19 protein-coding genes are annotated in these 24,357 nt (G+C 62.4%); 12 read left to right on the top strand and 7 right to left on the bottom strand.

Annotated elements, in window-relative coordinates:
- Positions 1-38: 38 nt before the first annotated feature.
- Together ABK249_RS27585 and ABK249_RS27580 are read right to left on the bottom strand one after the other, a co-directional pair.
- Entirely contained in the window at positions 39-1,037 is a 999-nt protein-coding gene (locus tag ABK249_RS27585; protein ID WP_348864635.1) for an MDR family oxidoreductase, read from the bottom strand.
- A gap of 29 nt (positions 1,038-1,066) precedes the next feature.
- The gene (locus ABK249_RS27580; protein ID WP_348864634.1) at positions 1,067-1,822 is read right to left on the bottom strand and encodes a FadR/GntR family transcriptional regulator; all 756 of its coding nucleotides are present in this window, start codon (positions 1,820-1,822) and stop codon (positions 1,067-1,069) included.
- A gap of 327 nt (positions 1,823-2,149) precedes the next feature.
- On the opposite strand from ABK249_RS27580, the gene ABK249_RS27575 reads away from it, so the two are divergent.
- On the top strand, positions 2,150-5,629 hold the full coding sequence (locus ABK249_RS27575; RefSeq protein ID WP_348864633.1) for an indolepyruvate ferredoxin oxidoreductase family protein: 3,480 nt from the start codon (positions 2,150-2,152) through the stop codon (positions 5,627-5,629).
- 30 nt (positions 5,630-5,659) lie between these two features.
- Positions 5,660-6,637 carry a nucleoside hydrolase gene (locus tag ABK249_RS27570; RefSeq protein WP_348864632.1) on the top strand — a complete coding sequence of 326 codons (978 nt, stop codon included), beginning with the start codon at positions 5,660-5,662 and terminating at the stop codon, positions 6,635-6,637.
- Here the strand turns inward: ABK249_RS27570 and ABK249_RS27565 are convergent, their stop codons facing one another.
- The 4 genes from ABK249_RS27565 to ABK249_RS27550 are packed head-to-tail and all read right to left on the bottom strand — an operon-like array spanning position 6,638 to position 11,662.
- Complete coding sequence (locus ABK249_RS27565) at positions 6,638-8,743, bottom strand: acetate--CoA ligase family protein (protein WP_348864631.1); 2,106 nt, start codon at positions 8,741-8,743, stop codon at positions 6,638-6,640.
- A gap of 10 nt (positions 8,744-8,753) precedes the next feature.
- Complete coding sequence (locus tag ABK249_RS27560; RefSeq protein ID WP_348864630.1) at positions 8,754-9,563, bottom strand: enoyl-CoA hydratase/isomerase family protein; 810 nt, start codon at positions 9,561-9,563, stop codon at positions 8,754-8,756.
- Positions 9,564-9,585: 22 nt separating this feature from the next.
- Positions 9,586-10,515, bottom strand: a complete 930-nt coding sequence (locus tag ABK249_RS27555; RefSeq protein ID WP_348864629.1) for a pseudouridine-5'-phosphate glycosidase — start codon at positions 10,513-10,515, stop codon at positions 9,586-9,588.
- A 37-nt stretch (positions 10,516-10,552) separates the two neighbouring features.
- On the bottom strand, positions 10,553-11,662 hold the full coding sequence (locus ABK249_RS27550; RefSeq protein WP_348864628.1) for a carbohydrate kinase: 1,110 nt from the start codon (positions 11,660-11,662) through the stop codon (positions 10,553-10,555).
- 115 nt (positions 11,663-11,777) lie between these two features.
- Here ABK249_RS27550 and ABK249_RS27545 point away from each other — a divergent pair, with 115 nt between their 5' ends.
- The 10 genes from ABK249_RS27545 to ABK249_RS27500 all read left to right on the top strand — a co-directional run bounded on the left by ABK249_RS27545 (position 11,778) and on the right by ABK249_RS27500 (position 22,624).
- On the top strand, positions 11,778-12,752 hold the full coding sequence (locus ABK249_RS27545; protein WP_348864627.1) for an isopenicillin N synthase family dioxygenase: 975 nt from the start codon (positions 11,778-11,780) through the stop codon (positions 12,750-12,752).
- Between the two features lie 79 nt (positions 12,753-12,831).
- Positions 12,832-13,869, top strand: coding sequence for an ABC transporter substrate-binding protein (locus ABK249_RS27540; RefSeq protein ID WP_348864626.1), 1,038 nt, complete (start codon positions 12,832-12,834; stop codon positions 13,867-13,869).
- A gap of 87 nt (positions 13,870-13,956) precedes the next feature.
- Positions 13,957-15,012 carry an ABC transporter ATP-binding protein gene (locus tag ABK249_RS27535; protein ID WP_348864625.1) on the top strand — a complete coding sequence of 352 codons (1,056 nt, stop codon included), beginning with the start codon at positions 13,957-13,959 and terminating at the stop codon, positions 15,010-15,012.
- Positions 15,009-15,866: an ABC transporter permease gene (locus tag ABK249_RS27530; RefSeq protein ID WP_227705777.1), complete on the top strand. Its 858-nt coding sequence runs from the start codon at positions 15,009-15,011 to the stop codon at positions 15,864-15,866. The genes ABK249_RS27535 and ABK249_RS27530 overlap by 4 nt, the downstream gene beginning before the upstream one ends.
- Positions 15,867-15,870: 4 nt before the next feature.
- Positions 15,871-16,653, top strand: a complete 783-nt coding sequence (locus ABK249_RS27525; RefSeq protein ID WP_037145411.1) for an ABC transporter permease — start codon at positions 15,871-15,873, stop codon at positions 16,651-16,653.
- A 282-nt stretch (positions 16,654-16,935) separates the two neighbouring features.
- Positions 16,936-17,952, top strand: coding sequence for an ABC transporter ATP-binding protein (locus tag ABK249_RS27520; protein WP_348864624.1), 1,017 nt, complete (start codon positions 16,936-16,938; stop codon positions 17,950-17,952).
- Positions 17,949-19,016 carry an ABC transporter ATP-binding protein gene (locus tag ABK249_RS27515; protein WP_407722190.1) on the top strand — a complete coding sequence of 356 codons (1,068 nt, stop codon included), beginning with the start codon at positions 17,949-17,951 and terminating at the stop codon, positions 19,014-19,016. The genes ABK249_RS27520 and ABK249_RS27515 overlap by 4 nt, the downstream gene beginning before the upstream one ends.
- Positions 19,017-19,072: 56 nt before the next feature.
- Positions 19,073-20,638, top strand: a complete 1,566-nt coding sequence (locus ABK249_RS27510) for an ABC transporter substrate-binding protein (protein WP_348864623.1) — start codon at positions 19,073-19,075, stop codon at positions 20,636-20,638.
- A gap of 118 nt (positions 20,639-20,756) precedes the next feature.
- The gene (locus tag ABK249_RS27505) at positions 20,757-21,716 is read left to right on the top strand and encodes an ABC transporter permease (RefSeq protein ID WP_348864622.1); all 960 of its coding nucleotides are present in this window, start codon (positions 20,757-20,759) and stop codon (positions 21,714-21,716) included.
- Positions 21,713-22,624, top strand: a complete 912-nt coding sequence (locus ABK249_RS27500; protein WP_348864621.1) for an ABC transporter permease — start codon at positions 21,713-21,715, stop codon at positions 22,622-22,624. Before ABK249_RS27505 ends, ABK249_RS27500 begins: the two co-directional genes overlap by 4 nt.
- Before the next feature lie 82 nt (positions 22,625-22,706).
- On the opposite strand, the gene ABK249_RS27495 is transcribed toward ABK249_RS27500, so the two are convergent.
- The gene (locus tag ABK249_RS27495; protein WP_348864620.1) at positions 22,707-24,296 is read right to left on the bottom strand and encodes an ABC transporter substrate-binding protein; all 1,590 of its coding nucleotides are present in this window, start codon (positions 24,294-24,296) and stop codon (positions 22,707-22,709) included.
- Positions 24,297-24,357: the final 61 nt, after the last annotated feature.

The following is a 24,357-nucleotide window of genomic DNA, read 5'->3' as shown; positions in this document are numbered from 1 at the left end:
CGCTATGACCCTCGAAGAGCAGGTATCGCTGCTTTCTCTCATACAGCCATAACGTCGATCACGACCCGGCCGCGGATCCTGCCGGCGACGATGTCCTCGGCGAGCCGCGGCAGGTTGGACATGGGCTCGACGGTCGTCATGCTGCCGAGCTTCGCCTTGTCCAGGTCGCGGGCGAGCCGCGCCCAGGCGGACATCCGCTGCTCGCGGGTGGCGAAGACGGAATCGACACCGATCAGAGTGACGGCGCGCAGGATATGCGGCAATACGGTGCCGGGCAGGTCGGCACCGCCGGCAAGACCGCAGGCGGCGATCGCGCCGCCGCGGACGGTCTGTGCTAGCGCGTTGACGAGCGTGGTGGAGCCAACACTATCGACGCCGCCGGTCCAGCGCTCCTTCTGCAACGGGCCGCCCTTTTCGGCGAGCGTTGCGCGATCGACGAAGTTCGTGGCGCCGAGCGAGGCGAGATAATCATGAGTTTCCGGCCTGCCCGTCGAGGCCGTGACGTTGTAGCCGCGCGCGGCGAGTAGCGCGATCGCTACCGAGCCGACCCCGCCGGCAGCGCCCGTCACCAGGACCTCACCTTCGCCGGGCTTGATCGTGCCCCATTTTTCGAGCGCGTCGACACACAGCGCCGACGTGTATCCCGCAGTGCCGATCGCCATCGCCTGTTCCATCGAGAAAGCATCAGGCAGAGGGATCAGCCATTCCGGCTTGACTCGCTGGTAACGGCCATAGGCGCCCCATTCCGTCTCGGAAAGGCCCCAGCCATTCAATACCACCTTGTCGCCCGGCTTCCACTCGGGCGAGCGGGATTCGAGGACGGTGCCGGAGAGGTCTACGCCGCCCATCATCGGCATGCGGCGCGCGATGCGGCCCTTGCCCGTAATGGCAAGCCCGTCCTTGTAGTTCAGCGTCGAATAGGCGATCTCGACGAGCACGTCATGATCCGGAAGATCGGCGACGGAGATATCCCTGAAAGCGCCTTTCGGCTTGCCGTCGACGGCATCTATCACCATCGCTCTGAACGTCTCGGTCATGGCATCTCTCCGGTGTTGGGTAGTTCGGATCAGGCAGAGGCCTGCGCGCCCTCGCGTTTGGCACGCGCTTCAAGGACGGCGGCATAACTTTCGCGCACATAGGCGAGCAGGCGAGCGAGCGCGTCCGCAGCCTTGACGTCTTCACGCTTGCGCACTGCATCGAGGATTTCCTGATGCAGCGAGGCGACATGACGGCGTTCACGCACGCGGAAGACGATCATGTTGGTGATCGGGATGAAGGCTTCGATGACGGTGTACATCATCAGCTTCAGAGGGCCGTTGCCGGTCGATTCCACCAGTGCCCTGTGAAAGCGTACATCGGAGGCGCAGAAATCCTCGTCGCTGATCGTCTCATCCTGCTGGATCGCGATCTCGGCCTCCATGGCGGCAAGATCGGCATCGCTGCGGTTTTCGGTGGCGAGCCGGCAGCACACGGTCTCCGTCTCCAGGCGTGCGGTGATGATCTCTTCAATGTCGAAGGCGCCGATGCCGACGAGCAGGGTCGCCGCACCGGTGATCGCCTTGGACAAGCCCTCCGGGTCGGGGCGCTTCACGAAATTGCCGCCGGCCGGACCGCGCTTGGAATGAATGAGGTTTTGGGCGGCGAGACGTTTCAGGGCCTCGCGGACGGTTGGGCGGGAGATGCCGAAGCTCTTCGCAAGATCTTCTTCGGTCGGCAGGCGTTCGTCCACTTTCAGGCGCCCGTCCAGGATCGCGGAGCGGATATTGTCGGCCACTTGTTTGGCAATGCCCGTGCGCACAACCTCGTCGTATTTGAGGATCACGTTGGCCTTCCCCCGCGTTCTGGTTGCCTCTCCAGTTTCTAGTGATGCCACGACGCAGTCGAAAAGGCTACTGCTTTTTAAATATAGGTTTGACAAATAGCGGAATGGGAATAACTTTCCTGCAAAGCCGAAAAGGCAAGGGGAATTGGATATGGGCGAGATCGTGTTCGGCCAGACGTCGTGCCGTGGTCGTGGCAGAGAGATCCCGGGAGGACCTGATTGTCTGACCGTGTGAATCGCCTTCTCGCCCGGCCTGATGGAGCACTGGATGCCGCCACCCGGCTCTTCCAGGCACCAGCTTCGGTCGGACAAGTGGAGCGGGCCTAGATGTCGATCCATGCCGCGCCGGATACGTCCTCTTCGGGTCGCAAGATCAGCCTCGACGATCGCTATACGCTGGAAAAGGGCCGTATCCTGGTCTCGGGCACGCAGGCGCTCATCCGCCTGCCGATGATCCAGCGCCAGCGGGACCTGGAGCGAGGGCTGAACACCGCCGGCTATGTCTCGGGCTATCGCGGCTCGCCACTGGCGAGTTTCGACCGCGAGATGGGCAAGGCAAAGAAATATCTCGATGCAGCGCATGTCAAGTTCCAGCCCGGTCTCAACGAGGACATGGCGGCGACCGCCGTCTGGGGCACGCAGCAGACCGGCATGTTCGAGGACTCGCGCTATGACGGCGTCTTCGCCATGTGGTACGGCAAGGGGCCGGGCGTCGATCGCAGCATGGACGTCATTCGCCACGCCAATGCGGTGGGCACGAACCCGAACGGCGGCGTGCTGCTTTTGGTCGGCGACGACCACGGTGCTGTCTCCTCCACCCTGCCGCACCAGAGCGAGCACAACCTCATCTCCGCGATGGTGCCGATGCTGTCGCCCGCCGGTGTCGGTGAGTATATCGAATACGGCCTCCTCGGTTTTGCCATGAGCCGCTATTCCGGTGCCTGGATCGGCCTCAAGTGCCAGACCGAGATCGTCGAATGTTCGGCGACGGTCGATCTCGATCCGGATAAGCCGCAGATCGTCATCCCTGACGAGATCTTCGCGCCGGATGGCCTTTCGTTGCGCTGGCCGGACGGGCCGCATGCGATGGAACAGCGGCTGGAGAGCAAGATGCTCGCCGTGCAGGCTTTCGCGCGTGCCAACCGGATCGACCGCACCGTCTGGGGCGGCGGTGGAAAGGCAAGGCTCGGTATCGTTTCGACCGGCAAATCCTGGCTTGATCTCATGGGTGCGCTGGCACTGCTCGGGACCGATGAGGCGCGCGCCGCCGAACTCGGGATCGTGCTCTACAAGGTCGGCCTGGTCTGGCCGCTGGAGCCGCAGGGCATTGCGGACTTTGCGTCCAGGGTCGATGAATTGTTGGTGGTGGAGGAAAAGCGCTCCATCCTCGAGGACCAGATCAAGGCGCTGCTCTTCAACCTGCCTGACGGCCAGCGGCCGCGGGTGTTTGGCAAAGTGGGGGAGAGCGGCGGCACGCTTCTTCAGGCAATCGGCGAGATCGGCACCTTGTCGGTGGCGAAGGCTATTCTCTCCCGTCTCGGCGTGCTGGACGAAGCCTTGCAGGCCAAGGCGCGGTTTGTGGACGAGATGACGGCTGCGCTTGGTGTCGAGGCGACCGCGCTCAAGCGCGAGGCCTATTTCTGTTCAGGCTGTCCGCACAGCGTCTCGACCCGTCTGCCGGCGGGAAGTCGGGCTTCGACAGGCATCGGCTGCCATATGATGATCATCGGCAACGAGGACCGCAACACCTCGACCTTCACCCAGATGGGCGGTGAGGGCGGCTCCTGGATCGGGCTTTCCCCTTTTACGGACGAGAAGCACATCTTCGTCAACATGGGTGACGGCACCTATTTCCATTCCGGCGTGCTGGCGATCCGCGCTGCTATTGCCGCGAAGGTCAATGCCACTTACAAGATCCTCTACAACGACGCGGTCGCCATGACCGGTGGCCAGAAGCATGACGGCGACGTCACGGTGCCCGGCATTGTCGGGCAGATGCTGGCCGAGGGCGCAAGCCGTGTCGTCGTGGTCGCCGAACGGCCGGAGGTCTGGAAGGGCAACCTGCCGCGCGACGTCTCGGTCCATCACCGCGACGAGCTCGATGCCGTGCAGCGGGAACTGCGCGAAATCCCCGGCGTGACGGTGCTGATCTACGATCAGGTCTGTGCTGCGGAAAAGCGTCGCCGCCGCAAGCGTGGCGCCTATCCGGTCTCGGACAAGCGCGCTTTCATCAACGAATTGGTCTGCGAGGGCTGCGGCGACTGTTCCGCCGTGTCCAACTGCATCTCGATCGAGCCGCAGGAAACGGAATTCGGCCGCAAGCGGCGGATCAACCAGTCGAGCTGCAATACTGACCTTTCCTGCATAAAGGGCTTCTGTCCGAGCTTCGTGACGGTGGAGGGCGGCAGCATCCGAAAGCCTGCCGCAAAGTCGAAATCCGTCAAGACCGACGACCTGCCACGGCCCGCCTTCGCCACCGACTTTGCAAAACCCTACAGCATGCTGCTCGCCGGTATCGGCGGCACGGGCGTCATCACGGTCAGTGCCGTCCTCGCCCAGGCGGCGTTGCTCGACGGGCTGGCTCTGGTCACGCTCGACCAGACCGGACTTGCCCAGAAGAACGGCTCGGTCATCTCGCACATCCGTCTGGCGAAGGACCCTGCGCAGATCCATGCGGCGCGCATCGGTCCCGGCGAGAGTGATCTCGTGCTCGGCTTCGATATCGTCGTGGCGGCACAGAAGAATTCGCTCGCCTCCTTCGCGAAGAACAAGACGTGGGCGGTGATCGACGATCATTTTGCCCCAACAGCTTCCTTCGTAAAGGACACGACGATCGACTTCCGGCAGGAGGCGACGCTGAAATCGCTGCGCCGTGCGGCTGGCGACGAGGCGGTCGAGACGGTACCGGCCACCGATCTCGCCACGGCCTTGATGGGCGACGCGATCGCGTCCAACATGTTCCTGCTCGGTTACGCCTGGCAGCGCGGCCTCGTGCCGATCAGCCTGGCGGCGATCGACAACGCGATCGAACTCAACGGGACGGGTGTCGCGATGAACCGCGCCGCGTTCGGCTGGGGCCGCCGTGCCGCTGTCGATGCCGAAGCTGTTGCTCGCGAGGCTGGGTTCGTGAAGGCTGAGCCGAAGACCGAGACGCTGGAGGAGATCGTCGCAAAGCGTGTCGCCTTCCTGACCGCCTACCAGAATGCCGCCTATGCCGAACGTTATACGGACCTCGTCGAGATCGCCAAAAATGCTGAAGCGCGGGCGCGCGGCATGACCGGTTTTGCTGAAGCCGTCGCGAAGAACACCTTCAAGCTGATGGCCTACAAGGACGAATACGAGGTCGCCCGGCTGCATCGAGATCGTGGTTTCGAAAGGAAGCTCGCCGAACAGTTCGAGGGTGAATTCAGGATCAAGCATCACCTTGCACCGCCACTGCTCTCCCGCAGAATCGATTCGCGCACCGGCCACCCGGCCAAGATCGCCTTCGGCGGGTGGATCAGGCCTGTTTTTGCAGTGCTGGAAAGGCTGAAATTCCTGCGCGGCACCGCATTCGATCCCTTCGGCCGTACCGCCGAGCGGCGTATGGAGCGGCAACTGGTCGAGGACCATTTCGCGCTCGTCGCAGAACTCTCTGCCGGGCTCGAAGCCGGCAATCATGCACTTGCCGTCGAGCTTGCCGGCCTGCCGGACATGGTCCGCGGCTTCGGCCCCATCAAATTTGCTTCCGTCGAGCGGTTCGAAAAGCGCAAGGCCGATCTTCTGGCGAAATGGCGCGCGAAGGAGCCGCTTCCCGATGTCGCCTGACCGTTCCCCAAGTTTCCGAGAGTGACCAGCATGGTAGAAAAGATCATCATCGACACGGATCCCGGCCAGGACGATGCGCTGGCCATTCTGTTGGCGCTGGCGAGCCCGGAACTTGAAGTTCTCGGCATCGTCGCCGCCGCGGGCAATGTGCCGCTGCCGCTCACCAATGTGAACATTCGCAAGGTCTGCGAGCTAGCCGGCCGCACGGATGTAAAGGTGTTCGCGGGCTGCAGCCAGCCGATGTCGGGCACGCTGGTCACCGCAGAATATGTGCATGGTGCGACTGGCATGGACGGCGCGGACCTGCCCGATCCAGTGATGCCGCTGCAGGAGCAGCATGGCGTCGATTTCATCATCGAGACGCTGATGCGCGAGCCGGCCGGCACGGTGACAGTCTGCACACTCGGACCGCTCACCAATCTCGGCAAGGCGATGACCAAGGCGCCGGAAATCGTCGGCCGCATCAAGCAGGTCGTGCTGATGGGCGGCGGCTGCTTCGAGGGCGGCAACATCACGCCGGCCGCCGAGTTCAACATCTATGTCGATCCGCAGGCGGCGGCCGTGGTATTCGGCTCGGGCGTGCCGATCGTCATGATGCCGCTCGACGTTACCCACAAGACATTGACGACGCGCGCCCGCGTCGAGGCGATCCGGGCGATCGGCGGGCATCTCGCCGAGGTGCTGGTTGGCTGGCTCGATTATTTCGAACGCTTCGACGTGGCGAAATACGGCAGCGAGGGCGGGCCGCTGCACGACCCGAACGTCATCGCCTATCTGTTGAAGCCCGAACTCTATTCCGGCCGGCTCTGCAACGTGGAGATCGAGACGGAATCGGAACTGACCAAGGGCATGACGGTTGCGGATTGGTGGGGCGTTTCCGGCCGGCCGAAGAATGCGATATTCATGCGCGACGTCGATGCAGACGGGTTTTATGCCCTGCTGACGGAGCGGCTTTCCCGGCTCGCCCATGCCGAGACCGAACGGCAGCCGAAGCTTCGGCTGCACTGATCAATCCCGCTTCCTCGGAATGATCAGTGCATCGAGGACGCGCACGCCCTTGCCTTCGGGCAGTACCGCGACCGGGTTGAGGTCGATCGCTTCGATATCGTCGCCGTACCGGTCTGCGAACTCGGAGAGTTTCACCAGCAGTTCGGCGAGTGCCCTGCGGTCTGCCTTCGGCGCGCCGCGATAGCCTTCCAGCAATGAGGCGAGCCTGGTTTCACTGATCATCGCCTCTGCGCGGGCAAGATCGATCGGCAGCAGGTCGAAAGCGCCGTCCTTCATCAGTTCCACCAGCACTCCGCCGATGCCGACGACGAGGCCCAAGCCGAAGGGCTCGTGGCGTACGATCCCGACCAGGGCCTCGACGCCGCCCATCACCATCTCCTGCACCGAGACGCCGCGCAGATCCGCATCGGGCGCATAGGCGCGGGCGCTCGCCATGATCGTGTCGAAGGCAGCGTGCGCTTCCGCCTCCGAGGCAATGCCGAGCTTCACGCCGCCTGCCTCGGTCTTGTGGAGGATATCCGGCGACTCGATCTTCATCGCGACTGGAAAACCGAGCGTCTTCGCCGCTTTCGCCGCGGTATCGGCACTGGTAACAAGCCGTTCTTTCGGGACAGGCAGGCCCTCGGAGGCGAGCAGCGTCTTGGCTTCGCGCTCGGTCAAGGCGCCGGCGGAGAGGGTCTTTCTTTCCATTGCCGTTTTGCCGGGCCACGAAACGGTGTTGCTTTGCGCAACCAGGCCCGCAATCGCCGCCAAAGTGCTTTTCGTCCCGCGCAGGACCGGCACGTTTGGCAGTTTCTGCTCGACGGCCCGATGGTGGCCGGAGGAGAGGTTGCTCATGAAGATGACCGGCGCTTTGCCGGTTTCGGCATAGGCGGAGACCGCCTCTGCGATGCCGAGATATTCGGCGGCGCAGAAATCGTCCAAGCCGGCCGGCGCGTCCTGCGCGGCGACGATCATCCCGATCGACGGATCGTCGGCCAGCGTATGCAGCACGGCGCGGTAGATATCGCCGTTGGCGAAGACAACACCCGTCGTATCGAGCGGGTTCTGAGGGGTCGCGAAGGGCGGCAGCAGGGTTTTGATCTTCGCGGTGGTTTCCGGCTGCAGGTCGGGCAGCGTGAGACCCGTCTCGTCTGCAATATCGGAGACATGCGCCACACCGCCGCCGGAGACGCCGACGATGGCGACGCCTGGTTTTGTAGGACGCCGCCCGAGGCTTAGGCAGAGTGTGGCCGTCTCCATGAAGCCGTCCATGTCCGGCACTTCGATGATGCCGACGCGCTTGAAGAACGAACGATAGGCCTCGTTGCTGCCGGCGAGCGATCCCGTATGGGCGGCGGTCGCCCGTGCTCCGCGTGCCGACCGGCCGGCGCGCAGAGCGATCACCGGCTTCCCCGCCGCGTGCATCCTTTCCATCGCTCGGGCAAGCTTTTCCGGCTCGCGGATCGCCTCGATGACGATGCCGATGGCACTGGTTGCCTCATCGGTGGCCAGGAAGTCGAGGTAGTCAGGAATATCGGTCGCGGCGCTGTTGCCGGATGAGACGATGTGGCTGAGGCCGAACCTCCCTGTATTCCCGAGCGCAATCGCGCTGGCGCCGGAATGGGAGAGGATCGCGAGGCGGCCTTTTTCTAGATTGGTCGAGAGGCTGGAGGAATAGAGCGCCGCACCCGTGCCGAGGTTGAAGAGGCCGAGGCAGTTCGGCCCGCAGATCGCCATGCCGTAACGTTCGGCGATGTCGATCAGTTGTCGCTGCCGCTCGCGGCCGGCCTCGTCCAGTTCGGCGAAGCCGGAGGCCAGCACGACAGCAGCCTTGACGCCCGTCCGTCCGGCCTCCTCCAACGTGCTGATGACCTTGTCGGCATTGATGCCGATCACAGCGACATCAGGTGCATTATCGAGTGCGGAAAGGGAGGAGATGGCCTTGTAGCCGAAGACCGTTTCAGCCTTGGGATGGATCGGGATGATCTGTCCCTGATAGCCGAAGCGCATCAGGTTCCTCATTACGAAGCTGGAAGAAGCGTCGGCGCGCTCGGTGGCGCCGACGACCGCGACGGATTGCGGCGCCATCAAGGCCCGCATCGCTTCCGGCGTATTGGCCGCCATCGGCGCGGCCTCAGTCGAGGCCCTTGAAGGGATTGTCGCGGAAGGCGAGGTATTCCTTCAGCGACATCTTGGCGAGATTCGCCATCCATTCGCGGCCCTGCTTGGTCACATGCAGCGCGGCGATCGCTTCGATATTGTACTGGAAGGACGGCATGAGACCCGCGACCATCTGCTGGTTGTTGATGGAGGCCTTGGTGTATTTCAGCGCCGGCACCGGCATGCGGGCGAGCTTGCGGGCCAGGTTCTCGGTCTTTTCCTTCAGCTGATCGGCCGGCACGACCTTGTTGATGAGGTGCATGCGCAACGCCTCTTCGGCATCCACCATGTCGCCGGTGAACATCAGCCAGCGCACGTCACGGGTGGCAAGCAGCCAGGGCATCATCAGTGCTGGCGGGCCGGAATTATGGCGTACTTCCGGCTCGCCGAATTTTGCTGTGTCGGCGGCGATGGCGAGGTCGCAGGACATCATCAGTTCGAGCGCGCCGGCCAGCGCGTAGCCATTGACCGAGGCGATGATCGGGATCGGGGCGCGCCAGATGTTGAGCAGTGCCTCGGCGTTTTCGGTCATGTCCTCGCGCCAGAAGTCGATGTCCACATCGAAATCGCCGCCCTGCAGGTCATAGCCGGATGAGAAGGCGCGGCCCGCGCCGGTGATGACCAGAGCGTTGACGTCCGGGTCATCGACGGCACTCTTCAGTGCCGCGTCGATCTCGCGGATCACCGTCTTGTTCATCGCGTTCATCTTGTCGGGGCGATTGATGGTGATCGTCGCGAACTTGTCGGTCAAATCCTTCTCATACAGGATTGTCTCGTAGCTCATGGAAGTTCCCCTTATTTTTGAACTATTTGCCGGATTTCTTTAAAGCCGCGTAGGCGACGGCCATTTTAGCAGCGAGGCGTGCATTGTTCTTCACCAGCTCGATATTGGCCTTGAGGCTCTCACCCTTGGAAAGCTCGTTGATGCGGGCGAGGAGAAAGGGCGTCAGCTCCTTGCGTCCGATGCCCTTTTCGTCTGCCTCGCGCACCGCGTCGGCAATCGTGCCGTCGATGAATTCCGGCGTCAGCGCGGCGGCTTCCGGGATCGGATTGGCGATCAGCAAGCCGGTGCCGGTGCCGAGCTTGTGGTGCAGGAACATGGCTTCGGCGATCTCTTCCGGCGTGTCCAGCCGATGATCGGCCTTGTAGCCGCTCTTGCGGGTGAAGAAGGCGGGGAAATCCTCGGTGCCGTAGGCGATCACCGGCACACGCTGGGTTTCCAGATATTCAAGCGTCTTGGCGATATCGAGGATGGACTTTACGCCGGCGCAGACGACGGCGGTCTTGGTGCGGCCGAGTTCGGTCAGGTCGGCGGAAATATCGAAGGTCTGCTCGGCGCCGCGATGCACGCCGCCGACGCCGCCGGTCGCGAAGATGTCGATGCCGGCGAGATCGGCGAGCAGCATGGTGGCTGATACGGTGGTGCCGGCCGACTGCTTCTTGACCATGGCGACGGCAAGATCACGGCCGGAAGCCTTTACCACGCCCTTGGCCTTGGCAAGTGCATCGAGCTCGTGGCGTTCGAGACCGACCCGCAGTTCGCCATTTATCACCGCGATCGTCGCCGGCACCGCGCCGTTCTCGCGGATCACCGCCTCGACGCCAAGCGCCGTTTCGAGATTGGCGGGGTAGGGCATGCCATGGGTGATGATGGTCGATTCCAGCGCGACGACAGGACCGCCGGCGGCGATCGTCTCGGCAACTTCACGGCTCAGCGTCGGTTTCAGAAGGGGCATTGCGGGTATTCCTCGAATGGTGTTTTCGACCGGCCGCCTATCCGGCGAGACGGTGCATATTGGCTTCCAGGAAGCGTTCGGACAATTCTGTGTGGACGCTGGCCGGGGTTTCGGTGGTCAGCGTGCCGAGCAGCGCGCCGGTGCGTGCCGCCGTATAGATGTCTTCGCCATGCAGGATGCGGTGCAGCGTGCCGGCGATCATCGCGTCGCCTGCACCGGTAATGTCAACGGGTCTTGCCCGGACCGCCGGGAATGTGCGGGCGCCTTCCGTGCCGGCCACCGCGATGCCGCGCGCTCCCATGGTGACGACCGCCTCACGGGCACCTGCAGCTTGAAGGGCGAGGGCTGCTTCTCTGGCGTCCTCGATCGTCTGATGTGCCTTGCGATGCAGGACAGCGTTCGCCTCGTCGATGTTCATGAACAGGAGATCGATGCCGGAAAGGTCCTTCGGCAGGCGGGCAGCTTTCGGCGTCGAAACCGCGTCAATCGCCAGCCTGAAGCGGGCACCCTGGCGCTTGGCGATCAAGGCGGCAATTGTCTCGTCCGGCAGATTGCAGTCGCAGAAGACCCAGCTCGCGGCAGCGAGATGCGGCCAGATGCGCTCGAAATGCGGCGGCAGCAGCAGGTCGAAAATACCCATGTCGGCAATGCCGAGCACCAGGTCGCCCTTCAAATCAAGGATCGCGGCATATTCTGCCGTCGGGCGTTCGGCCGTCACAACGACCTGGCTCACGTCGATGCCGCGGTCGCGCATATGTTTCAAAAGCGCTCTTCCGCCCTCGTCGTCGCCGACGATCGAGACGAAGCTCGTCGTGGTGCCAAGAAGGGCGAGGTTTTCCGCCACGTTGCGGGCGACACCACCCATGGAGCGGATGCCATCGACCGGATTGGAGGTCTCGAAAACGAGATCCGCCTTGGCGCGGTATTTGCGGTCCAGCACGGCGCCGCCGATGCAGACGGCCCGGGTTTCCGCCGGCATCACATAACCGCGGCCGAGAATATAGCCCTTCTGCATGAGCTGGACGATATGCGCGGCGACGGTCGAGCGCGCCAGCCCGAGCTGGGTGGCGATCTCCTGCTGCCCGGCAAACGGGTTGTCCTTGATGATCGACAGAACGGCCGCTTCCTGCGGAGCGAGGTCATCCATCTCGTACATCATCCTTGCGGCGAATGCCGTCTTGAAACTTCGTTATTTTTGATATGGACAACAACAGATGTTTTTGTCAACATCTGTTTGTCAGATGCGCAGATGGAGGCAGGCCATGTCCGTTTCAGGTGCCAATCCCGTATCGTCCGGCGATGCCGCACCCGGCATTCCGGTCATCGATGTCGGCCCCTTCATCCGAAACGAGGTGGGCGCTGCGGACGTGGTGAAAGCCATCGAAGCCGCCTGCCGTGATACCGGTTTCTTCCTTGTCGCCGGCCATGGTGTTTCGCCGCAAGCGACCTTGCGACTCTACAGTCTCGCGAGAGCCTTCTTCGACGAACCGCAGGAGTGGAAGAAGACGATAGGCCGCGGCAATGGCGTGATCGGCGGCGTGTCCTTCTCCCCGATCGCTGAGGAAGCGCTGGCGGCAACGCTGGGCTTGAAGACACCGGGCGATTACAAGGAAAGCCTGAATTTTGGTGAGAACCTGCCGGGCGATATATGGCCGAACAAGCCCGACGGGCTGGCGCAGGCCTTCCGTGACTATTTCAAGGAAATGGAAGTGCTGTCGAAGCACCTGCGCCGCATCTTCTGCCAGGCAATCGGGCTCGATCAGGATTATTTCGAACCGTCCTTCGAAAACCATCTCTCGGCGCTGCGCGTCATCAACTATCCGGAACAGAGCGAAGCGCCGTTGCCGGGCCAGTTGCGCGCCGGCGTGCACACCGATTACGGGTTCATGACCATCCTGCGCTCCGAAGCCTCTCCGGGCGGCCTGCAGGTGCGGAACCGCAATGGCGAGTGGCTGGACGCCCCGTCGATCAAAGGCGCCTATGTCATCAACATCGCCGACGCCTTCATGCGCTGGACAAATGATGAATGGGTCTCGACGCCGCACCGGGTCGCCAATCCGCCCACCGGTTTCAAGGGCACGGCGCGCCGGCAGTCTATCCCGTTCTTCCTCAATCCGTCGAAAGATACGGTGATCGAATGCCTGAAGCCCTTCATCAAGGGCGGAGCGAAATACGAGCCGATCACCTATGGCGAATATATCGACCTCAAGACGAAACAGGCTTTTTCGAAAGGCTGAGCGCTGACCAAAAGCGTGCACAGAAGCGGAATACCGCCGGCACATACCGATCAATGATCGCAACAAGGGGAACTGCAAGATGATGGATATGACAAGACGGCAAACCCTTGCCGGAATGGGTGCACTCGCGGCGGCAGGCCTCATGGGCCTGCCCGCGCGGGCTCAAGCGAAGACGCTGGTCGTGCCGACGCTCGGCGGCGTCTGGGAGCAATACTGGCGCTCGACCGTGGCGCCGGCCTTCACCAAGCAGAGCGGCGCAGCCGTGACGCTCGATGTCGGCAATGGCCGTGTCTGGGGCGCGAACCTGCGTGCCGCAGGCGTCGCCAAGCCGCCCTATTCGATCGTGATGACCAACGAGGTTTTCGCATCGGGCCTGCGCAAGGAGGGCTTTTTCGAAAAACTCGACCTCTCCAAGCTGCCGAACTATGCCGACCTCTATCCGCTTGCCAAGAAGACTGATGGCTGGGGTGCGATCGGCGCCGTATCGCCAATCGGCATCGGCTACCGTACCGACCTTGTGAAAACGCCGCCGAAAAGCTGGAAGGACCTCTGGAACAATCCGGAATTCAAGGGTCGGATCGGCCTCTACAATTTCGCCAACAGTGCCGGCAAGATGGAACTCCTGCTGTTCTCCAAGATCTTCGGCAAAGACCAGTACGACGTCGACGCAGGCTTCGCCGCGCTCGAAAAGCTGGGCTCCGTCATCCAGGTCGATTTCAACCTCTCCACCGGCCTTGCCTCCGGCGAGATCGTGGTCGCTCCTTTCGACTTCGGCGAAATCGCCCGCCTGAAGAAGCAGGGGCTGCCGGTCGACTGCATCATTCCGGAAGAAGGCATGATCATGTTCGACCAGACGATCAACATCCTCGCCAACGCGCCCGAAAAGGATCTGGCCTATCAGTATGCCAACTTCCTGTTGTCGCCGGAAGTGCAGGGCATGATGGCCAAGGAATTCTTCATCTCGCCGACCAATTCCAAGGTGGTGATTCCGGCCGAACTCAAGGCGGATGTGCCGATCTCCGGTGCGGACATGGACAAGATCCTCACCTGGGACTGGAACTTCGTCAACGAAAAGCAGGGCGAGCTTTCCGAGCGCTGGGCCAAGACGCTTAAGTGATTTTCCCCCGCTGCGATCATGGCTTGCCTCCGTGGCGGGCCATGATCGGCTTTTTCGGGTTTCTTGGCGAATTGAAAGTGAAGTTTCATGACAGAGGTTAGCATCGAAAAGCTGACCAAGGACTACGGGCAGGGGCCTGCGGTCAACGGCATCTCCATCAGGATCGCGGAAGGCGAATTCATCTCGCTGCTCGGCCCCTCCGGCTGCGGCAAGACGACGACGCTGAAGATGATCGCCGGGTTCGAGGATGCCACGCAGGGCGCGATCCGGTTTGACGGCCGCGACGTGGTGCATGTGGCGGTCGAAAAGCGCGACATCGGCATGGTCTTCCAGAACTACGCGCTTTTCCCGCATATGACAGTGGAGAAGAACCTCGCCTTCGGGCTGGAGATGCGGAAGATTTCCAGGGCGGAAATCCGCGAGCGCATCACAAAGGTCCTGGATATGGTGCAGCTTGCGGGCTACGCGGAACGCTATCCGCGCCAGCTTTCCGGCGGCCAGCAGCAACGCGTGGCACTTGCGCGTGCGCTGGTCATCGAACCGAAGATCCTCCTGCTCGACGAACCGCTCGCCAATCTGGATGCCAAGCTGCGCGAAGAGATGCGCGTCTTCATCCGCGACCTGCAACGCCGCGTCGGCATCACCACCGTCTACGTCACCCATGACCAGGCTGAGGCGATGACCATGTCGGACCGCGTCGTCGTGATGTTCGGAGGGCGCATCGCGCAGATCGGCACGCCGTCGGACATCTATGAGCGGCCCGCCAATCTGGAAGTGGCTGAGTTCGTCGGCCAGGTGAACATCATCCGCGGCAAGGTGGGCAGCGGAACCATTTCGACCCCCTTCGGGAACGTGCCTGCTGCAGGCGCCTATGCCGACGGCACGGAGATCATGCTGGCGCTCAGGCCGGAAGCGGTCGAGCTTCTGCCCGTCAGTTCCGGCGCAGCCGGCGTGCCGGCAAAGGTCCGGTCGAGCTATTATTCCGGCAGCCTTGTCGACTACCGGCTGGACCTTGCGGATGGCGCGACCGTCAACGTCCAGACCCTTCCGCGCACCCGGTTTGCCGATGGCGACGAGGTGCTCATCCATGCACCGGTCGACCGGTTCTGGCCGCTTGGGCCAATACGCGGGACTGAAGCATGAACGTCGCTGCGAAGAAACGCTTCGGGCCGCTGCTTTTGATTGCGCCTGCCGCGATCCTGCTGACGGTTTTCCTCGTCCTGCCCTATCTCAATATCGTGCTGATGAGCTTCCGCATGCCGGGGCAGGGGACGCCTTACGGGCCGGGCTTCACACTCGTCAACTACGGCAAGTTCTTCTCGGACATCTTTTATATCCAGCAGGTGGCCAACACGCTCTGGATCGGCTTCGTGACGACGCTGGCATGCCTGATCCTCGGCTATCCGGTGGCCTGGCAGCTTGCCCGCGGCAATTCGGCGTTTCGGGCCATGGGTTATGGCCTCGTGCTTTCGCCGCTGCTTGTCGGCATCGTCATCCGCAGCTACGGCTGGACGATCCTGCTCGGAAACAACGGCCTCATCAACCGCACGCTGATGGGCTGGGGCATCATCGACGGGCCGCTGCCGCTGATGTACAACGCGCTTGGCATCGTCATCGCGCTGGTGCATGTCTTCCTGCCTTTCATGATCCTGCCGATCATGAGTGCCATCCAGGGCATCGATCCGTCGCTCGAAGCCGCTGCCCGTTCGCTGGGAGCTTCGAAGGCTACGGCCTTCCGGCGCATCACCCTGCCGCTGTCGCTGCCGGGCATCCAGGCAGGCTCGATCCTCGTCTTCGTGCTGTCGCTCAGCGCCTATGTGACGCCGTCGCTGATCGGCGGCTTGCGGGTCAAGACCATGGCCGTGACGGTGGTCGACGCTTTGATCGACACTTTCCAGTGGCCGTTCGGCTCTGCGCTGGCGCTGATGTTGTCGGTGACCGGCGCGATCGTCGTGGTGATCTTCGGGCGACTGACAGTCATAAAATGGAAGGCCTGAACCGATGTCGAAACCCTTCTTCACCGTCTATTGCCTGATCATCTACGCCTTCCTGCTGGCGCCGATCGCGGTCGTCGTCATCGCCTCTTTCAATGCCGGCGCTTTCCTCACCTTCCCGCCGCAGGGCCTCTCCTTCCGCTGGTACGTGGTCTTCTTCAACAACGAGGTGTTCATGCGGGCGATCCGCACATCGCTGTGGATCGCGGCCGTCACGATGGTGATCTCAGGCGTCATCGGCACGATGGCGGCGATATTCTACGTCCAGTATTCCGGCCGGCTGAAGGAGGCGGTGCGCATCGCCATGCTGGCGCCGCTGCTCCTGCCGGAAGTGCTGACCGCGATCGCGCTGCTCTTCTTCGTCTATTCGATCGGCATCGGCACGCAGACCGTGTTCGGCATGATCATCGGCCATGTCATGATCACGCTGCCCTTCGTCTTCATCAACGTCTCGGCCTCGATGGAAAGTTACGATCCTTCCTGGAGCATGGCGGCGCAGAGCCTCGGCGCAGGACGGTTCACGCGGTTCCGGCGCATCATGCTGCCGCTCATCAAGCCGGGCGTCATCGGGGGTTGCCTGTTCGCCTTCATCATCTCCTTCGATATCTTCACCATTTCCTTCATGCTGAAGAATGTGGGAACGTCGACGCTGCCGATCCAGCTCTTCGATTATCTCAGGACCAACTTCACACCGGAGGCGGCCGCCGTCTCAACCTGCTCGATCGTGCTGACGCTGATTGTCGTGGTGATTTCGGAAAAGGTGTTGGGGCTGAGACTTCACCGCTTCTAAGGTAGCCGATACTCGAGGATAGGCGCTCTCTCATTTCCTCTGTCGCAAAGTGGCCGCACAGTTTTGTGCGACATGCTTCACGACAATTTTGATTCCGGTCGCTCTGGGGCTTTCGCCGCCGTAAAACGTACTGTAGTGTATACATGACGAGGCTTTGGGAAGAGCCGGCCTGCGTATCAGGAACCCTGACGGGATCCTGGGCGCGATGGGAAAGAGCATAGCAGCCACCTGCATTTCACAAGTTGATCGCGGGCGGCGGGCCGATAGGGAGGATCAGGCCGTATGCAGCAGCTTGCCGAGTCGATGACGGCTGGCCAGGACGCGCTTCTGGATATCCAGAACCTGACCCTGTCACTGCGTGACCAGCAGGGTTGGGTCGAAGTTCTCAACAATATCTCGCTTTCGGTGAAGCCGAAGGAGATTCTCGGCGTGGTCGGTGAGAGCGGCTGCGGCAAGTCGATGACTGCGCTCTCTATCCTCCGGCTCTTGCCGCCGCGCGATTCCCGCCTGGGCGGCAAGATCATGTTCGGAGGCCAGGACCTCGTTTCCTGTCCGGAATCGCAGATGAATCGTATTCGCGGGCGGCACATCAGCATGATTTTCCAGGAGCCGATGAGCGCTCTCGATCCGGTATTCACCGTCGGCTACCAGATAGAAGAAACCCTTCGGCGGCACTTCAAGCTCGACCGTAGGGAGGCGGCGGAGCGCGCCGTCGCGGCGCTTGATTCGGTCGGCATCGCGTCGCCACGCCACGTCGCGACACTCTATCCGATGAACCTTTCGGGCGGCATGCGCCAGCGTGTGATGATCGCCATGGCACTGGTCTGCGAGCCGCGCCTGCTCATCGCCGACGAGCCGACCACAGCCCTCGACGTGACGATCCAGGCGCAGATCATGGACCTGCTTCTAGGCCTTGCCGACCGCACCGGCACCGCAATCATGTTCATCACCCACAATCTCGGGCTGGTCGCACAGAGTTGCCATCGGATGGTGACAATGTATGCAGGACAGGTTGTCGAGAGCGGTCCGGTGAAGGACGTCATCGCCTGTCCCCGCCACCCCTATACGGCCAGGCTTCTGCAATCGATACCTGACAGCAACCGCCCACGAGGCACCCTGCCTTCGATCGCCGGCCGTGTTCCTTCGCTGCGTCACATGCCGAAAGGTTGCCGTTTCGGACCGCGCTGCACCTTTTCCGCCCAGCCTTGCGGCCTCTCCCAGAGCATCGAAAACACCGGCCGAAGGGAAGTGCGCTGTAATCGTTGGGAAGAACTCGAATTGGAGAGGGTCGAAGCATGAACGAAGTCGTTTCGTCCGGCCAGATGGCTCTCAAGGCCGACAACCTGCATGTCAGCTTCGGCAACGCACGGCGCGGCTCCCTTATCCGCGCCGTCGACGGCGTCAGCTTCAGCGTGCGCAAGGGCGAGATTTTTGGCGTGATCGGCGAGTCGGGTTCCGGTAAATCGACGCTCGGGCGCTGTCTTGTCGGCCTGCTCAGCCCAAGCGGCGGTGGAGTGCTGCACGGCGACATCGACCCGTTCAAGTTTTCCCGCCGCGAGCTCAACCGCCACCGGCGAAAGTACCAGATCGTTTCGCAGGATCCGAATGCGGCCTTCGATCCGCGCATGACCATCCTTCAGAGCGTCTGCGAACCGGCGGACATAGCTGGCGAGGGAACGAAGGCTCAGCGGCGCGAAAAGGCGTTCGCGATGCTGGACCGGGTGTCGCTGTCACCGGAAATGGCCAATCGTTATCCGCATGAGATTTCCGGCGGCCAGAAGCAGCGTGCCAACATCGCGCGGGCGCTGATGCTCGATCCGACCGTGATCGTGTGCGACGAGGTGGTCGCGGCGCTCGACGTGTCGATCCAGGCCGACATGCTCAATCTCTTCTCCCGGCTGCAGGAGCAGCTCGGCCTCACCTATGTGTTCATCAGCCATGATCTGAGAGTGGTCAGCCACATCAGCGACCGCGTGGCGGTCATGTATTTCGGCAAGATCGTGGAATTCGGTCCTGCCCATGCCGTGATCGACACTCCGCTGCATCCCTATACGGAAGCACTGCGATCGGCAGAACCCGAGGTCAATCCCGCTGCAGCCGAGGCTCGGCAGAGAATCATCCTTCAGGGCGAGATACCGAGCGCGATCTCGCCGCCGAGCGGCTGCCGCTTTCATACACGCTGTCCGCGTGTGCGGGACATCTGTCGCACGCAGGAGCCCCAGCAGCGCGAGTTGCTGCCCGGACGCCATGTCGCATGCCATTTCGCCGAGGAGATGCTCGGGGAAAAGGAGAGCAGAGATCTTGGTCCTGCGGGACGGAACGGCGCGGACCAGGGTGCTGCCGCCGCGCAGATGCCGACGTGATGGAATGCTGATGTAGTGGCCAAGCACGGCCGGTCATGGATGATGGAGGAGAAGACGTGACCACTAGTCTATTTGGAAAGATGCCGGATCTTACCCGCCGCTCGCTGTTGGCCGGAACAGCCGCCGCAGGCGGCCTGGCCCTGTTGCCGGCAATGGCGCGCGCTCAGGAAGCGCAGCCGAGGTCGGGCGGAACGCTCAGGGCCGTAATCCCGTTCAACCCCGCCGCGCTCGATCCGCTGACGGGCCGCAACAACCCCGATTTCAATACTCTTTTGATGATGTTCGACGCGCTGATCGGCTTCGATCCGCAAACGCTCGAACTTCAGCCGATGCTGGCGACGTCGTGGAAGTTCACGGATCCCACCACGCTGGTTCTGGAACTTCGCCAGGGCGTCGAGTTCCACGACGGCACGCCGTTCAACGCCGAAGCGGTCGTCTTCCACCTCAAGCGCGGTATGGAATACGATCGTTCGAACGTGAAATCGGATCTTGCGGTCGTCAAGCAGGTCGAGGCCACCGGCCCGTACCAGGTTTCGATCGCGCTGAAGTATCCGGATGCCACGCTCCCCTCGGTCCTGACCGACCGCGCCGGTCTTGTCGTGTCGCCTGCTTCGGTCAAGGCCGCGGCTGACGGCAACGTCGACCGCGCGCCGGTCGGCACCGGACCGTTCAAGTTCGTGGAATGGCAGGACAACACGATCATCAAGGTTACGAAGAACTCGAACTATTGGGGAGACGCGCCTTATCTGGACGGGATCGATGTCCGCATCGTCAACGAGTTCAACACGGCTGTCCGCACGGTGACGGCAGGCGAGTCCGACATCGTCCTCAACATGAGCGCACAGCAGATGGCCGTGGCCAAGCGCGACCCTAACCTGGTCGCTGAAGCCACGCCGTCGATGATCTACTACACGGCCTTCCTGAACTATGGCCAGGGACCGCTGGCGGACGTACGCGTTCGTCAGGCAATGAACTGGGCGCTCGACCGGCCGGTGTTGAACAAGGTCCTCTGGGGCGGCCTGGGCGGCGGGCATTGCAGCATGTTCCCGTCGGGCTTCTGGGCCAATGATCCCGCGACTGAAAACTTCTATACGAAGGATCTCGACCGCGCGAAGTCTCTCCTGAAGGAAGCGGGTTTCGCAAACGGCATCCAGTTCGACACGTTCACCTGGGCGGACCAGGCCGCAGTCCAGCGCCAGGAGGTTCTGAGTGCCCAGCTTGCCGAGGCAGGCATCCGGCTGAAGGTCACCCCGGCGCAGCCGGCGCAGACGATGCAGTATTTTCTGACGGAGAAAAAGGGTCACATGCTGCTGACCCCGACGGGCGGCCTTCCCGACCCGGCAACCGCCTACGATCGTCAGTTTTCCGCGACGGCCTACCGCAACGCGGCCAAGACCGAATTGCCGGGCTATCGTGAACTGATGGATGAGGCCATGAGCACGTTCGACAACGCGAAACGCCAGCAGGTTCTCTACAAGATGCAGCGTTTCGTACTGGAGAATGCACTTCACCTGCCGCAGTTCTCGTCCGCCGGCATCATCGTACGCACGCCGAAGGTACACGGCTTCAATTTCAGCCTGTTGCAGCGCCCGCGCTTCCATAAAGTATGGATGGAGGCGTGAACCTCGGCAATACGACATCCCCACGCGGTGGCCGCTTCGGGGTGTTGCGCGAAACCTGGACGGAGCGGGTTGCAGGCCCGCTCCGCATCGGCGTCAATTGCGGATCGACGGAGTGTAAATGATGGACGGTGTCCTCGGGATGGTTGCGCGAAGGCTGATGCAGCTTTTGCCCGTGATGATCGTGGCGACCTTCGTGGTGTTTTCCCTCGTCTATCTGATGCCGGGCGATCCGGCCGTCATGATTGCGGGCGATTACGCGACGGCCGAACGTATAGCGGAAATCCGCCACATCTACGGCTTCGACCGACCGATGCTCGTGCAGTATTTCGCCTGGCTGGGGAGCGTTTTGCAGGGTGATCTCGGCCACTCGCTCTTCTCTAACGAAGAGGTTCTGCGGCTGATCTTGGCGCGCTTGCCGCATACGATCCTGCTGGTCGTCTATGCGCTGGTCCTGGGCGCATTGATCGGCATCCCGCTCGGCATTCTCGCCGCCACGCGCCAGGGCACCACCCTCGACAAGATCATTACCAGCGTCGCCTCGCTCGGTGTCGCCGTTCCCAATTTCTGGCTCGGTATCATTCTGGTCACGCTGTTTTCGCTTGGTTATCGCTGGTTTCCCGCCACGGGTGCGGTTTCCTTGTTCGAAAAGCCGCTGGAAGCTCTCTACTATGCGACCCTTCCGGCGGTGGCGCTCTCGACCGGCGTCGTTGCCGTCCTGGCGAGGCAGGTCCGCAGTGCGCTGCTCGAAGTGCTCGGCTCGCAATATATCCGCACCCTGCGCGCCAAGGGACTCAGTTCGCGCTCGATCCTGTGGAAGCACGGGCTTCGAAACGTGTCGGCAACGATGCTGACCATTGCCGGCCTGCAGGTGAACCGGCTGTTTTCCAGCGCCGTCATCATCGAAGCGGTCTTCGCCGTGCCCGGTGTCGGCAATCTCATCAGCTATTCGGCGCTTAACAAGGATTTCCCCGTCGTGCAGGGCGTGGCGCTCGTGCTCGTGCTGGTGGTGATCTTCACCAACCTTCTGGTCGATGTGCTGAACGCGACCTTTGATCCCAGAGTGGCGGCTTCGACATGACCGATACGAACATGACTGCGATCACTGAAAGCCGTGCCGAACCGGCAACCCGGTCGACCCTTCCGCCCCCCAACCGCTTCCGCTTCTGGGCGTGGCTTTGGTCCGACAAGCGCGCGCTGATAAGCCTTCTCTATCTTTCGCTTCTGGTATTGGCCGCGATCTTCGCGCCGCTGGTAGCGCCCTATCCGCCCAACGAGCAGAACCTGATGGATCTCCTGATGCCGCCGAGCGCCGAACATTGGCTCGGCACGGACGACCTCGGCCGGGACACGCTGAGCCGACTGATGTACGGCTCCTACAACGCGCTCTACGCCGCAAGCCTTGCCGTCGGCATCGGGGTTGCGATCGGTGTTCCGCTCGGGGTTTTCATCGGCTTCGTCGGCGGCTGGATCGACGAGCTCGGCAGCCGCGTCATCGACGGCGTCCTGGCTTTTCCGCCGATCGTGCTCGCCGTTGCGGTCACCGGCGCGCTCGGCATCGGTCTTACCAATGCGATGATCGCGGTCGGCTTCGCCTTCGCGCCAGTGCTCGCCCGGACGATGCGGGCGCAGACCCTGGTGGTGAAGAACGCGCTCTACGTGGAGGCGGCAACTGGCTTCGGCGCGTCGCGCCTGCACCTGATCCTCCGCCATATCCTGCCCAATGCGATCCAGCCTGTGATCGTCGAGATCACCCTGATGCTGGCGGTGGCGCTCCTGGCGGAAGCGGGCCTGAGCTTCCTCTCGCTCGGCGTCCAGCCGCCGGAGTCGAGCTGGGGCGGTATGTTGGCGCGTGCCTATCACTATGTGGAAGTGGCGCCGGCGCAGATGTATGCGCCGGGTTTCGCCATCCTGTTCACGGCGCTCGCCTTCAACACGCTCGGCGAGTCGATCCGCGTGCTTCTCGACCCGACGATCAAGCGGCGGTGAACGTTCCCGCTAAGGCCAGACACGAAACGGCCCGGGCTTGCGACCGGCCCGTTCACTGTTGCTGGCTGCTGCCGCATCGAGATCAGGCGTTCTGGTCAAGCCATACGCGGTGGAACCGCGGAGAATGCAGTCGGTCGTAGTGCCAGTCCTTGACCTTCTTGTTGCGGATCGACATGGCGGCCGACGTCACCAGCGGCAGGTGCAGCGCCTGCTCCACGACGAAGCGCTGCAGAGCGGCGAAGGCCGCCTTGCGCTCTCCGGCATCGGCCGAGGCGCCTGTCGCGTCCAAGAGTTTGCGGAACTGCGGATCTTCCACTTTGCCGGCGTTGAACTGACCGCTCGCACCGAAAAGCCGCTCATAGGTCTGGCTCGGATCGAGCCAACCGCCCTGCGGATTTAGGATCATCGAACCCTTGCCCTCGATATAGAAGAACTGGTTCACCACCTGAGGAGGCGAGGGCGTGACCTTGAGGCGGATGCCGACCTGCGAAAGCTGGTTGCCGACCAGTTCGAGACGTTGGATTGACGTCTGGTCCGGCCAGCTCCAGGTTTCGACTTCGAGGCCGTTCGGATATCCGGCCTCCGCCAGCAGTTTGCGGGCCTTCTCCGGATCGTGCTGGTAGAAATTCGCCGTGCCGGCATCGACTGCCCAGAAATCCTTCGGGAACATGGTCGAGGTCGGCTCACCCAGGCCAAGCATCAGAACCTTGTTCAGTTCCTCCCGATTGATGGCGTAGTTCATCGCCTGCCGGACCCTGATGTCGTTGAGCGGCGGCTTGGCGAAGTTCATCATCAGCGTGAAGAAGATCATCGAAGGATTAGCTTCGGCGGTGAGATCCGGCATCCGGCGTGCGGTCGCGATCTGCTGCGCGGCCATGTTGAGCGCAAGGTCGGTCTCGCCGGCAGTCACCGTGCGGGCGGCCGTGTTCAGCTCGTTGATGATGCGGAAGTCGATGCCGTCGAGATAGGGCAGGCCCTTCTGCCAGTAGTCGGGGTTCCGGGCGACCTTGATGAGCGTATTGTCCTGCCATTCAACGAACCTGAACGGTCCGGTGCCCACAGGATTGCGGTCGACATTGCCGTTGGCTGCAGCCTGGATGGAGGCGGGTGACACGATGCAGCCGACGCGCCCCGTCAGGATGGTCGGCAGCGAGTAGTTCGGCTGCTTGAGCTTTATCGTCACCTGGCCCGAGCCGGTGGCTGCCACTGATGCGACCGAAACCAGGTCCGACTTCACGTTGGAGCGCGGATCGTTCATCGAACGGTCGAGATTGAACTTCACGGCTTCGGCGGTGAACGGCGTTCCGTCGTGAAACTTCACACCGTCGACGAGGTTGAACACCAGCGTCGTAGGATCGGTGAAGGTCCAGTCCTTCGCCAGCATCGGCTTGAGTTCGAGCGTGGCCGGATCAAACGCGATCAGCGCATCGAAAATCGCATAAAGCGCATTGAAGTCCGGGACGTTGCGCCCGGTTATCGGGTCGAGTGCGGCCGGATTGAACGGCATCGCAATGCGCAGCGTGCCGCCGGGGCTGGGCTGCGACGCTTGAGCGAGCGCCCGTACGGGCAACAGCATCGCGCCGCCCAGCACTGCACTGGACGCAAGAAGCGTCCTTCGATTGATCCCGCTGCCGTTGATGATGGACGACCTTGCGTCCTGCTGCTTGCTCATCTCCTGGGCTCCTCCCCATGAAACAGATTGATGAAATAGATAGATGGTCAGGCAGGCATGC

It is taken from the genome of Neorhizobium phenanthreniclasticum, assembly GCF_040066075.1.
Classification (GTDB): Bacteria; Pseudomonadota; Alphaproteobacteria; order Rhizobiales; family Rhizobiaceae; genus Neorhizobium; species Neorhizobium petrolearium.
The sequence above is the reverse complement of the archived record's forward strand: the minus strand, read 5'-3'. Positions and strand labels throughout refer to the sequence as shown.